Source organism: Paenibacillus peoriae KCTC 3763 (genome assembly GCF_000236805.1).
In the GTDB taxonomy this organism is placed as follows: domain Bacteria; phylum Bacillota; class Bacilli; order Paenibacillales; family Paenibacillaceae; genus Paenibacillus; species Paenibacillus peoriae.
This window is the reverse complement of record NZ_AGFX01000011.1, coordinates 89,350-102,292: the sequence shown is the minus strand read 5'-3', so window position 1 is coordinate 102,292 and position 12,943 is coordinate 89,350. Positions and strand designations below refer to the sequence as shown.

General features: G+C 36.9%; 14 protein-coding genes and 1 pseudogene. 2 read left to right on the top strand and 13 right to left on the bottom strand.

Features of this window, described 5'->3' with window-relative positions; all coding sequences use genetic code 11:
- Positions 1-58: 58 nt before the first annotated feature.
- The 6 genes from KQI_RS0102855 to KQI_RS0102825 all read right to left on the bottom strand — a co-directional run bounded on the left by KQI_RS0102855 (position 59) and on the right by KQI_RS0102825 (position 4,323).
- Entirely contained in the window at positions 59-481 is a 423-nt protein-coding gene (locus tag KQI_RS0102855; protein WP_010345201.1) for a GNAT family N-acetyltransferase, read from the bottom strand.
- 190 nt (positions 482-671) lie between these two features.
- Entirely contained in the window at positions 672-1,262 is a 591-nt protein-coding gene (locus tag KQI_RS0102850) for a hypothetical protein (protein WP_010345200.1), read from the bottom strand.
- Between the two features lie 202 nt (positions 1,263-1,464).
- The gene (locus tag KQI_RS0102845; RefSeq protein WP_010345199.1) at positions 1,465-1,737 is read right to left on the bottom strand and encodes a hypothetical protein; all 273 of its coding nucleotides are present in this window, start codon (positions 1,735-1,737) and stop codon (positions 1,465-1,467) included.
- A 173-nt stretch (positions 1,738-1,910) separates the two neighbouring features.
- On the bottom strand, positions 1,911-2,627 hold the full coding sequence (locus KQI_RS0102840) for an HNH endonuclease (RefSeq protein ID WP_010345198.1): 717 nt from the start codon (positions 2,625-2,627) through the stop codon (positions 1,911-1,913).
- A gap of 394 nt (positions 2,628-3,021) precedes the next feature.
- On the bottom strand, positions 3,022-3,846 hold the full coding sequence (locus tag KQI_RS0102835; RefSeq protein WP_010345197.1) for a hypothetical protein: 825 nt from the start codon (positions 3,844-3,846) through the stop codon (positions 3,022-3,024).
- 252 nt (positions 3,847-4,098) lie between these two features.
- Entirely contained in the window at positions 4,099-4,323 is a 225-nt protein-coding gene (locus KQI_RS0102825; RefSeq protein ID WP_010345196.1) for a helix-turn-helix domain-containing protein, read from the bottom strand.
- Between the two features lie 153 nt (positions 4,324-4,476).
- Here KQI_RS0102825 and KQI_RS0102820 point away from each other — a divergent pair, with 153 nt between their 5' ends.
- Positions 4,477-4,764, top strand: a complete 288-nt coding sequence (locus tag KQI_RS0102820; protein WP_007431381.1) for a DUF6809 family protein — start codon at positions 4,477-4,479, stop codon at positions 4,762-4,764.
- 174 nt (positions 4,765-4,938) lie between these two features.
- Here the strand turns inward: KQI_RS0102820 and KQI_RS0102815 are convergent, their stop codons facing one another.
- Both KQI_RS0102815 and KQI_RS0102810 read right to left on the bottom strand, forming a co-directional pair.
- A complete protein-coding gene (locus KQI_RS0102815; RefSeq protein WP_010345195.1) occupies positions 4,939-5,970 on the bottom strand; it encodes a hypothetical protein in 1,032 nt (343 codons plus the stop codon).
- Positions 5,971-6,197: 227 nt separating this feature from the next.
- Positions 6,198-6,401, bottom strand: coding sequence for a helix-turn-helix domain-containing protein (locus tag KQI_RS0102810; protein WP_010345194.1), 204 nt, complete (start codon positions 6,399-6,401; stop codon positions 6,198-6,200).
- 171 nt (positions 6,402-6,572) lie between these two features.
- Here KQI_RS0102810 and KQI_RS0102805 point away from each other — a divergent pair, with 171 nt between their 5' ends.
- The gene (locus KQI_RS0102805) at positions 6,573-6,860 is read left to right on the top strand and encodes a hypothetical protein (protein ID WP_010345193.1); all 288 of its coding nucleotides are present in this window, start codon (positions 6,573-6,575) and stop codon (positions 6,858-6,860) included.
- Positions 6,861-7,053: 193 nt separating this feature from the next.
- Here the strand turns inward: KQI_RS0102805 and KQI_RS0102800 are convergent, their stop codons facing one another.
- From KQI_RS0102800 to KQI_RS0102775, 5 genes and pseudogenes are all read right to left on the bottom strand, one after another.
- On the bottom strand, positions 7,054-7,821 hold the full coding sequence (locus KQI_RS0102800; RefSeq protein WP_010345192.1) for a hypothetical protein: 768 nt from the start codon (positions 7,819-7,821) through the stop codon (positions 7,054-7,056).
- Between the two features lie 321 nt (positions 7,822-8,142).
- The gene (locus KQI_RS0102795) at positions 8,143-8,685 is read right to left on the bottom strand and encodes a hypothetical protein (protein WP_010345191.1); all 543 of its coding nucleotides are present in this window, start codon (positions 8,683-8,685) and stop codon (positions 8,143-8,145) included.
- A gap of 139 nt (positions 8,686-8,824) precedes the next feature.
- Positions 8,825-9,800, bottom strand: a pseudogene (xerA, locus tag KQI_RS29125) (site-specific tyrosine recombinase/integron integrase).
- A gap of 471 nt (positions 9,801-10,271) precedes the next feature.
- Positions 10,272-10,655: an immunity 22 family protein gene (locus KQI_RS0102780; protein ID WP_010345187.1), complete on the bottom strand. Its 384-nt coding sequence runs from the start codon at positions 10,653-10,655 to the stop codon at positions 10,272-10,274.
- 146 nt (positions 10,656-10,801) lie between these two features.
- Positions 10,802-12,874 (bottom strand): methyl-accepting chemotaxis protein, encoded by a 2,073-nt coding sequence (locus tag KQI_RS0102775; RefSeq protein WP_010345186.1) that lies wholly within the window; start codon positions 12,872-12,874, stop codon positions 10,802-10,804.
- Positions 12,875-12,943 lie beyond the last annotated feature (69 nt).

Below are 12,943 nucleotides of genomic sequence, written 5' to 3'. Positions count from 1 at the left end.
GCTCCAAAAGAGCCGCAGCTTGAATATTATGTTATCAGATGTCAGTGCCTTCCTTGCTTTACCCAACGTCAATTTTTGTTAACTCCTTTGTCAGTATTATTTCCAGTGGTTCATTCTCAAGCATTAAACATCCAGCATCTCTATATCCAAGCTTTCTATAAAAATGTTGAGCTCCTTCATTTGAAAGTGTTGAGGTCATCACCATTTCAAATCCTTTTTGTTTCATCAATTCTTCCCAATAGTGGACAACTTTTTTACCAATACCTGTTCCTCTATACTCCTCATCTATCCATATCATATTCATATATGGTCTGTTGTCCCAAAAAAATCCGTATCTCATCAAACCTATTTCTTGATTGGATTCTCTAATTATTAGAATTTCATTTTCTTTTATTTTTGGTCTTATTAGTGTCTTATGTATGTGTTTGTCTATTAACGAGATATACTCATAATCTGATTCAATCGCAAAATCAATCTTCATTGTAGATCCTCCCATTGAATATCTTCTTGGCTAACACTTAGCACTGATTTCTGATAACGTTGTCGTATTCACGAACCCCGCTTGGGGTTGTCTGCTTGTAAAAACTCCTTAGACCTAACCTCGGGCAGACCCAGGAGCAAAAAGCGACGCAGCGTGAATACTTTGTTATAGGATGGTGGAGCCTTCCCGATTATGCTAAAAATTTGAACTTAAACTTCATTAATTTATTTATCTTCTTAAATTGATCTAAATTGCAAAAACTTATAATGCAATCTTGTCCTAAGTTCAGAAATATATATCGTTCTTCTAAATGCAATTCACTACACAAATCAGAGAACTTCTTAACTAAACCAATATCGAACCAATCATAATTATAATGTAATTCCCAGTTATATTCCTTCTTGAAAAGTTCAAAGGAAATCCAAGCTTCTTCATTATCATGATCAACAATACTTTTTATATTTCGTAAAGGTAGTTTCCCTTTAGACAACATTATCATTTTGTTAGCAAGTTCAGTATAAATATCTTCGTCCTCAACACATTCCATATCGAAATGCCACACATCATTAGAAGCTATAACTAATTCATCTTTAGCGTTAGTTAATTCTTCACCTATTACTGTTAACAATGTATAATACGGATTCTGTTCATACTCTTCTCGATCGAAGTTTTCTAATAAGTAATCAATAGAAATATTACTACCTATACAGATTCCGAGCTCATTAAAAGTGTTTATTTGATCTTCTAATGAAATCTTCTTCCTCTTGAATAATCCAAACATATTTCTCTCCTCATTTTTTCAATAGTTTCTTGCATCACTTTCCTATAACGTTCCTGTATTCATGAACCCCAAAGGGGTTGTCTGCTGATATTCCTCTTCGATATCCTGCCCGCAGACCTAGGCTCCATCAGGAGCCGCTGCTTGAATATTATGTTATCTGAATGTTCTCCACTTCTTGAAATTGCCGAAATAATTTTCTGTTTTAGATGTTCTTTAATAAAGTTTCTGCTTTCTCAATTGCTTTTTTCTCTGTTCGAGAGTTTACAATTATATTTAAGGCTTCCTTTTCAAGCCCCGATTCAAATATTTTATTTGCACAGTTAACTCTTGTACGTGAACCATTAATTTTATATTCCTCTGGCAATTTTGAGATTTTTTCATCGTTTGACATCTGATTATTTGAGAACACTTCATAGTATTCTACAAACACACGTTTTCCAATTGAATTTAATAGTCTTACTAAGTCAATTTCCATTCTCTTTCTTCTCCTTTTTTGATTAATGTTAGTGTTACTTGGAGAATTTCAGATAACGTTGTTATATTCACGAACCCCGGCAGGGGTTGTCTGCTGAAATTCCTCTTCGAAATCCATCTGGCGGACCAAGGCTCCGTTAGGAGTCGCAGCTTGGATATTATGTTAGCTGAAGTTCAACTCTTCCTGAGTAGCTCTCGTAATTCATTGACTTTCATCCAAGGTCTTCTTCTGTGAAGAATTTTATGACAATTCGAACATATAAGTTTTAAATCAGAAAATCTGGTACCTTTAATTTGATCTCCATAATATGAAAGAGGTACATCGTGATGACATTCTATATAGCCCTTTCCAATCTCGCCATAACACTTATAGAAGTCAAATCCGCATACTTCACAAAAAAGTTCCCCATCTTTCTCTCTTTGTTCCTTTAGCTTTTTTATTTCTGTAGTATTTCGTTCTCTTAATTTGTGAACACGATATATGATTTTTCCTTCGGGGAACTCATCCTCTTCCTCGGCTAACAAAATATCAGTCTGAATATTATCTATTATTATTTTTGAAACAATCTCCAACTCTTTTCTGTTGTTATAATAAGTATCCCAAACCACCTTCTCAAGTTTACTACCTTGTTTTAATCCAACACCTTTATATGTAGGATCATATCTTAGAAAGTTACATAACTTCATGTATACACCATTAGGATTTCTAAACTTTTGAGTATCAACTTTTTGTATATTGGCCGAAAGTTCATTCAATTGTTCACTTAGTTTTATCACTTCAGGATGGTTTTTATTTATTGCACTAGGTTTATGTTTGAAATAGAGATTCAAAGCTAAAATCAACTCGTCCTTAGTCCAAGCAGGATTTCTCTTCTTTACTCCATCTTCCATGATGTCCACCTTCAATACTTTTTTTGAATTTCAGCTAACGTTCCTGTATTCACGACCCAGCGTATGCTGGGTGTCCGGCTCCTGCTGGACCGAGGACGAATGTCCGACGCGTGAATATTATGTTATCGGATGTCAGTATCTTCATTGAAATGACCTTAAATTTTTATATTTATAATTCCAATAAATTTAATAAATAATTAAAAAACCTATAAAAAACAAATTCTACACTTTGATCTTTCTTTTTTCTAATAAATTCTTTTTATTTAAAATTTTTCAGCATCTTAAAACTTGAAGGGTCGACTGTCACTTGTAATAATTACAGAATCGGGTGTACTGTTCGATTCACTTTTTCAAAACACTTGAAATAGCTCTGCAACTATCATTCTCCGTTTATTCAATCATTGGGTTTTGATAATTCAAGTCCAGGTATTGAGAAATGCATTTTCTCAATTTCCATTTCTTTAATACCAACAAAATTATCACTAAATTTCTCCAAAAAATTTAGTATATCACCTATAGTGGCAGTATCATTTTTAAAGTCATTTGGCATTATGGAAATGATACTGTTAAAGTAGTTGTAAAACATTATGTCAAAGTTCCTGAGTTTACTTTGCCAATCTTCTAAGTTTATAACTTCTCTTGTAGCCATTCTCATTTCTAGTCCAAAAATTTCAAGTGGAAATCTATGAACGCTAATCTGTTCGTCCACATCGAAAGTTCCTCTATGTTTTATATAATTGTAAGCTTCTCTTAATTCACGAGTTAAAGAGTCAGAAAAAAACTTATTTAAAACAAAATGAGACTTATGATCCCCTGATAATCTCAAATAATAATTCACGTTTTCTTGAGTGCAGTCTCTCAAAGCTTTATAATATTTCTCTTTGTTTAAGAGAATTTCATAGGAGTCACTCCCATAAAAAAGAAAAAGAGTTTGCCAAGACAAGTCCACGGCATAATTATAATAAGCAAGTGAATCAAATAAAAATTTCGACCTAATTCGCTTTAATCCATGGTCAGACTTTAAAACAATCTTTGGTCCGTAGTCATCAATCGAAGTTAAAAATAAGGATAATCTCGCATTGTTTATCTGTGAAAAAACATCTTCTATTTTAAGAGCTGTAAGAATCACATTTGGTGAATACTTAGTGTATTGTGGTATCTTGGGCCGAAACTCACCCCAATGTTGAATAGAATATTTACTCGATAAATCTCTTATCATACTTATAAACCTCCATTCATTCCATATGGACTCATCAAAGTTCTCTATATCAGTTGAGGATCATTGAGAAGCATGATATAACGTAGTTTTACTTTTTTGCTGATTTCCGATAACGTTTCTGTATTCATGAACCCCGAAGGGGTTGTCTGCTGAAATTCCTCCCCCAAATCCATCCGCAGACCAAGGCTCCGTAAGGAGCCGCTGCTTGAATATTATGTTATACGACGGATTCACTTCTTGAATCTGCCCTCACTATTGATGATCTCCAGGTAGATATTCAATCAAATCAGATAATTTACAGTTAAATGTATCGCAAAGCTTGAATAAAGTTTCCAGCTTTGTTGTTTCTATATTCGTTTCCCTATATAGCTTATTAATTGAATTCCGACTCAATCCCGATTTCGCCATCAATTCTGTTATATCATCTATTCGATGTTCTGCCATGAGTTCCCTTATATTGCACTTGATTACGGTCATCTTTTCCCCTCCATAATTCTATCTTATCTCCCATATCAGTAATCATCAACGAAAAGCAAAGTTTTAACTCTACAAAGTCAAATATTCACCTTGTAATTAACTCTTCAAGGTTATATAATAACTCTATGAAGTTAATTAAAGGAGGAACAACATATGATTAATGCATTAGAATCATTGACAGAGCCACTTATAAGAATACGTTTAGAATTACTCTTTGCTGAGCTTCTGGAGTACCATACGGAGTACAATCAGCTTTCTTCGGAGACGGATCGATACTTTAGAACACTTCGCGAAGCGTTACCCGATCAACTTCAACATACGGTTTTTCTGTACGAAGATGCTCAAATTTCTCTCCAATCCATCTTAGAAAGAAGCATCTACATACAAGGTTTCAAAGACGCTCTACAACTCTTTAGTGAATTGAAAAATTCTAATATCTAGAGGATCATATGATCCTCTTTCCTATTGTTTTTGATTCTATCGTATAACGTTCCTGTATTCACGACCCAGCGTATGCTGGACCCAGGACGAATGTCCGCAGCGTGAATATTCTCTGTTATATGATGTCGGCAACTTCATTGAAATACTCTTACAACCTTAATCTCTCAAATTCATTTAATTATTTTGTTCAACTTTTTCACTACCAAAATACTCTTCGTATTTTTTTTGTGCACTTTTGTTATCAGGAAAAAGCAAGCTATCAATTAAAACTCTACCTTTTTCCTGATCTTCTTGTGACCAACTCTTATTCCATTCTTCTTGTGTCTCAGATATGTGTCTTCCACCTAGTACCATTCTAATATCTTCATCTGCTTCAATCATTGCCCTCTTACTTTGAATTATTCCTGGTTGCAAACAGCTAACGCTATCAATAGCCCTCTGTAAGACAACATTAGTTTGATCCGGCTTAATCAATGTATATGGATAGTTGGCTTCAAATTCAGCATTAAACTTCTCAATTGCACTCGGAAATATTTCTTTATTCCATAAAATAACTAAAAACATAGCAGACCCAAATCTTATAGTGATAATATGATCTGCACGACGAATTTTCATTTTATCCTGAGCAATGGATTTTCCACGTTTTCTATTAAATTGAATACCATTGATTAATATTGAAGGAGAATGAAGAACATAAAGTGGCTTATAAGAACTAATAGGGCTTGTAAGTAATGCCTTATCTTCACCGAAAGCTGTCATATCAACATGAATGCCTCCAAATATCGAAACTGGAGGTACCCTGTCTTGGATATCGTCTGTAATAATATATTGAATTTCATCATTAAACCAATTACTTTCAATTCCAGCACTTCGAATTGAATTATAAATTATTTTCAATAACCATCGTTGAAGAAGATGATAATCATATTCCATATTAATACTTGAATTCTCAGCATATTTCGATAAGAAATATTGCCGAATCAATCTCACTCCATAAGCATCCAATTTACCAAGCAAATTATTATTACAGTTAGCACATACATCTTTAATGGACTGTCCTTGATTATCTTTATACATTCTACTTTTTGTAGTTGTAGTATTAAAAGTTACATCCTGATCTGGATACATTTCTAACAAACCCGAAGGAATAATATGTTCTTTTGTAAAGCTTGTAGCTTGCATACCGCAATAAGAGCACTGTTTCATAAAGATAAATTCTCCTTTAATTTTAATCACGAATTAGACAGAATCTATTTTTGCTGATTTCCTATAACGTTTCTGTATTCATGAACCCCATAGGGGTTGTCTGCTGAAATTCATCTTCGAAATCCATCCCGCAGATTCAGGCTCCAAAGGAGCCGCTGCTTGAATATTATGTTATACGATGGAATCACTTCTTCGGTTAACCAACATTCATTCTTGATTCTAATCTGTCATTGTTCTGCTATATGTTCCAATAAATCTCCTGGCTGACAACCTAAAGCCGCACATAATTTATCAATCACTTCTAATGATACATATTCGTTTGTATTGAGTTTCGCCATTGTAGCAGATGAGATACCTGTCATTTTCAATAAATCTTGCTTCTTAATCTCCCTGTCGATCAATAATTTTTGAAATGGTTTATAACTAATCATCTGATATTCCTTTCACACATCAAGTGAATTTTTCTTTAATTATATGAAAGTATATTTTCTTTATCAAAAACATCTTCAACATGTATTGACTTAATTATTTGATATGATAAAATTATGTTTAATAAGTTGAACTTTTATTCATAAAATCAAATACATTGGAAGGTGTTTAAAATGCATAATTCTTTAGAAGTCTTACTTGATTCACTGATTTATACTCGAATTGAATCTTTATATGGCGAGCTTATCAAAAACAACTCCAGCTACAACCAATTTTCATCCGAACGGAATCTCTACTTCAAGCAGTTACATGAAGGAGTACCGGAGAATATACAGAAGACCCTATTCCTTTACGACGATGCTGAGCTTTCTGTACAAGCTATTTTAGAACGTGAAATTTATTTGCAAGGTTTTAAGGACGCTCTTCATCTGCATAACGAATTACATATATCTTTAGAATGAGAGCCTTCTGGCTCTTTTTCATTTTGATTCTGTCGTATAACGTTAGGGTGTTCGTTAGATAGCTCTTATCTTAGGGGAATGGATGTCTCTGTCTGATTATTCTTCTACAAAACAACTCCTGGTAGATCAAGGGCCGAATGGCCCGAAGCGCGAATATTGTCTTAGCTGAAGGTACTGACTTCTAAGAATTACATTAAGTTTGTTCATGATTTTTTTTACTTTTGCTAGAATTACTTTTCAAGAGATTTCCTATACTATTTTTTCCTGATACTAAGGTGTCAAAAATGACAAATGTCAGTAAAGCTTCATTTATAAATTCGAGTCTAAACAATGGCTCGTAGTCTGCAAAATATGACACCTTAACTACGATATAAACTAAAAGCAATAATAAATATAGTGATTTTCTATTTGTGTCAGGATTAAACGTTTTATCTAACCAAATTCTTCTTTTCTTCGAGTATTCATTTGCAGCTAATTTGTAGACAAATGAATTAAGAGACTTAAAAAGTCTATCTCCAAAGTAATAATAAAGTAAAATTACAATAATAGTGCATACGTAAAGAATAGCCTTATTATTCCCGTCTACACCTAAACTCATTAGCAATAATCCAGTTAATATATATAAAATAAATACTAGAACTGCCATTATAAAGAGAACAAGTCCTGGTACAAAAATGAAATAATATACATTAATTATTATAGAAAACAATAAAATTAATGGCGTTAGTAAAATCAAAAGTAAGAAATTAAAAAATTTATTATCTTTAAAAAAGACAATTGTTAGGAACAATAAAGCACCAATTGTAAAGATAAACAGAAACCCAGCAGTAATTACGTGAAATATAATGTCACTTGATTTAATAAATAAGAAATAAGAACAAACGCTGAAAAAACTCATGATAAAAAATGCCAATAAATTAATCTTTCTGTTGCTATTTGGCTTTATGAAATCAAACTTCATTAAATCTACTCCTGATTCCCTATTTATTTTTTCAACACTTTCAGCTTTCTGTATTCATGAAACCCAAAGGGGTTGCCTGCTGACACTCCTCTCGAAATTCGTCCAACAGACCAAGGCTCCAAAAGAGCCGCTGCTTGAATATTATTATGTTATACGACGGGATTTCTTCTCAGATCTGCCTTCACTATTAGTTATCTTCCTGTGCGTATTAATTCAAATAGGATGATTTGCAGTTAAACTTATCTCATAACTTATATTCAGTTTACGGCTGTTGTTTCTGTATACATTTCCCTATATAGATTGAATCAATCTACCTTTTTATTATTTTTTTATATACTCTAAGTTCCTTTGCATTTTTTCGGCCAATTCCTTAGAGATGCTATTAACTTCACATAATGATATCCATATAGTGAAAAGGGCTGTTTTAAGTTTTCCACTTACACCAGCGTTTGTTTCTCCCTTTAAATATGATGCATAGTCTGTTCGCTGCTTATTTGAAAAAGAATCCATTAATTTATTTAAGTCCTCTTCAGAGAAGTTATATTCCAGCTTATGCGCAAATGTATTCCTCAGATTATTGATCTTCAATATTGCGTCCATGTCCTCTCTTGGGAGCAGTCCCATTGAAAACACGAATCTTACTTTGTCAATGAAACGTAATTTATCTCTTAATATTTCTGGATGGAGTAAGTTTTTTAATAATATCTGCTCTAATTCGTACTCAATGTATAAGTGTGCTCTTAGTATAGTTTGAAGATCACTCTCAGAACTTGTGTCAGTTGTGAACTTGCTGTATTTTTGTTCAAAGTTAGCAGCAATTGATTCAATCTCATCTAAATCTTCTTGGCTTAATAGTGAATCCATATTAATTAACCTCCATTTTTCTGATAGATTCTGTCGTATAACGTCTTATTTACGAACTTCCGAAAAAATGCTCTCCTCGTTATATTCACGAACTTCGTAAATCCTGCACTTTTCTCCTTATTCCCGCACTTTCTGCGTTTCAATCGTCCAGCCCGCTCATCCGATCCAACGGACTTTGAATCCGCCCAATGTCCCGCCTACTCACATGTGTATACCGCTCCGTCGTTCGCACACTCTGATGCCCTAGCAGTTCCTGAATATAGCGAAGATCGATCCCATTCTCCAGCAAATGGGTCGCAAAGGAATGCCTTAGCGAATGGATACTTACCTGTTTGTGAATGCCCGCTTCAGCCAGCGCCTTTTCAAACACTTTCTGCGCTGAACGTTCCGTCAGGTGGCGGCCTTCCCTCTGTCCTGGAAACAGCCAGCCTTCTGGCTGCTCCCCCTATGTACTGCTCGACCACCTCAAAAGCCGCTTCGGAGAGCAACGTTTGCCGATCCTTCCTACCCTTTCCCTGACGAACTTTCAGCACTTTCCGTTCACGGTCGCAGTCTTCAGGACGCAATCTCACCACTTCGCTTACCCGCAGCCCGGATGTATACGTCAGGTACAGAATAGCCCGATGCTTTGGATTTTCCACTGCTTCCAACAGACGCATGACCTCATTCAGGGACAGCACATCCGGCAGTTTACTCTCCTTTTTCGGACGAACATAGGCGGTGGATTTGGGCTGCTTTAGCACATGACGAAAGTAAAATTTCAGCGTGCTGATCGCTTGGTTAACATAAGCGTGCGAAAGGCCTTTTTCGAGCAGCGCCAGCGCATATTTTTGCACCGTCGCATCATTTATACTTGCTTCGGTTCCTTGCAATCCAGCAAAAAAGCGTTCTGTTTGCGATATGTATGCTTTAATCGTCTTGCTGCTGTAGCCCCTTGCCACCAATGCATCGCGCAATTCTTGCCGCTGATTAGGATTCCATTCACCTCGATCCGAAGAAGAGAGACCCGCATTAGCCTGCTCGCCCCGCCCATCCAGCCATTCCCGGATGTACGGCAGCTCTTTATTCAAGCGCTCGTCGCACTCGAACTTGCAGCTCCGATACACTTCCAACATGCTTGCTACAGCCGAGATACTGTACGGAATCGTCCAGATTTTTTCGTCCGGAACCCATTTCCTGCCCGGTATGGATCGAATCCCTTCTCGCTCCTTGACTCCATATCGCTCCAACCGTACGCCCATCGTTTTTTCATCCCGATAAATTAGGTTTATCTTCATCTTGCTTGCCTCCTTAGTATATCAGCCGTTCAAAAAATTAGAAATCTAATTTCGCACAAAAAAAGGGACTTAAGATGGATATTCATCTTAAGCCCCTGATTCTTTCAGAGTAAATTATTGAATCGTTAAGTCCAATTTAGATTATCATAAAATGTCTTACCTTTACTTGTCCAGTTCCTCTGTTACATCATCCCATAGCAACGCCGTCACCTTCTCCAACAAATCCCCCAGCATAAGGTTCAGTAGGTATCCTTTTGGAACTCTCCCACCTCACCGCAAAAACAAAAGAAGAACCCGATTATTTGTTTCTCATTTATTAAGAAAATAAGGATATGTGGCTAAAAAGCGCATTTTGTCGCCATTTTTTTCAGGTAAACTGCTTGTATTACAATCATATATAAAGAACAACGAATTATATTTACCATCTATTTTACCCAAGTCATTTAATAGCGGGAATAAAAAAGAATCAACGTAGGAAACGTCTTTTATGTCATCATCTGCCCTATTAATCAGAAAGACTCCTTCAGCAAAATCTTCGTCAAAATCATCTATTTCATGATCATTCAAAAAACCGCTAAAAACATCCTCGTTTTCATCTTCCGGGTAATTTATCTCAATATAATCAAACAACTCATCATCAGAGGCAAAGTGACCGTACCAGACGGACACAACATTTTTTTCAAAGCAATTCATATCTTCCCCCCGCTAAAACTTCAGTTAACACGTATGGTCTATCTGTATCCCCGCAACAGCTACCAAGAACCTACCCCACAACAGCTGTTGAAGGTAAAAAGCCCGCGCTGGACGCGGGCTTTGCTGTACATAAGTCAAAATCATACCTATTCATGTTCCTCAACCTTAAACTGGCTTAATTCGTTTTGAAGCTTATTTGACAATTGGCTTAATTGTTTGGATAGTTCAGCAACCTGTTCGAAGCTCTCCAATTGTTCCTGCGTGCTGGCGCTAACTTCTTCGGTTGAAGCGGAATTCTCCTCCGTGGTGGAAGAGATGATCTCCAGCGCCTGCAAAATTTCATCTTTGTGCTTGTGGACTTTAGAGGTGTTGTTGCTGATCTGGAACATTCGCGATTTCAAATCTTCCAAATCCTTGTTAATACTAAAGAATACTTGTTTGGTGTTCTCCACCGATCGCGCATTTTCTTCTGCAATTTTCAGGCTGTGAACTGTGTGCTCAATCGATACGCTCGTTTTTTCTTCAATCACACGTACCTTCTTGTAGATTTCCTGTGTCGCCAGCGCCGTCTGCTCAGCCAGCTTGCGCACCTCCCCGGCTACCACGGCAAACCCTCTGCCCTGTTCTCCTGCGCGTGCAGCTTCAATGGAAGCATTGAGCGCCAGCAGGTTGGTTTGCGTTGCAATTTGATTGACCGTGTCCACGAAGCTCGAAATCTCATGACGGCTTAGGTCAATCTCCTGAATAATAGATGACATCGCTTGTGTGGAATTGTGGTTTTCTTCCGCCCATTTGGATAGCTGATCTACTACAGCCAGCCCCAATCCGCTTTGTTCGGCAGAAGTTTGCACCATCGTTTCGATGGCTTTCGTATCATTGGCGATTTCGTCAATTTGGCCGGATAATGCTCCGGTTTTCTGTAAAATGTTTTCCGTTTCGACTGACTGGTAGTTCGTCGCATTGGCAATTTCATTGATTGCTGTCGCGGTATCGTTCATCGTTATCGCGGTTCTGGAAGAAATGGATTGCAAATCATGTGAAGACTGATTCAACACTTGAGCTGAGCTACCCACCATTTGCAGCATTCCTTGAATTTTTTGAACCATATTGTGAACTCCTTGAGAAATTTGACCGATTTCGTTGTTGGAATGTGTATCAAACGGAACGGTCAAATCTCCATTTTCAATCAGCTTGATTTTAGCGAGCAGCTTCGGTATTGATCTCAACAGATAACGGAGCGTTATATAACAAATCACAACCAGCAGAATTGTAGCAGCAGCAAAACCGCCAATGGTAATCCAGGTAAAAGCTTTTAATTCTGCGAGCGCCTCTTGTTGAGAAATGGTTAAGCCTACGGACCACCCGGTATCTTTACTGGTTGCATAGCCGATGTAACGACGCTCTCCATTATCATTAATTAGCTGTACTCCGGACTCGCCGGCAATCATTTTCTTTCCGATCTCCCCAAGATCACCTGTGCTTTCGTTAATCTTTTCTTTCAACACTTTATTCTGATCGGGATGATATAAAATATCGCCTGTTTTGGATGCCAGAATCGAATAGCCTGTGCTTCCAAGCGAATAGCTTTGCATCATGGCAGGGATATCTTTGAAAGCAATATCAACTGCAGCAAACCCAATTAACTGATTGCTGTTATTTTTGATCGGATAGAAAATACCCATGACCACATTGCCCGAATTGACATCAATATAGGGATCTGAGTAGTATAAACCGTCTGCTTCTACAGCCGGCTTGAAGTACGGGCGTGTTTGGATATCGAAATCTGGTTTGGAAGCAGCACCATCATTTTGAAGAAAGAAACCTTTGCCAGATATTCCTGCAATCCAGGCATCGGCAAAAGAAGGCTCTGCTTTTACAATGGCTGCCAGAGTCGCTTTGGTCTCCGTAGCATAAGGAGAAGTTTTCGCCATTTCTGCGGATTGGGTTGTTTCTATGTATTGCCTAAATAAATTGTTCGTTGACATTTGTTTGACAAGCGATCCCTTTTCCTTAAATAACGCATCGAATTGACTAACGATTGCCTGCGTCTTGGTCTGAAGCATGCCCTCTTGCTGGTTGACAAGCATGCTTTGTGTGCTTGCAAACATAAACGTCCCCAAGGTTGCAAAGACGACAACGATAATGACTAACAGCACCAAGGCCAATGTGTTCGCGATGCTGGATGATCTGTATACGCGCTTTTTCATATTTTGTGACATGCTGCCATCTCCCCGAGGAATATTGAGCGAAAAGCTCTTAGATAATATGTCGGAAGTATGCAGCTGTTT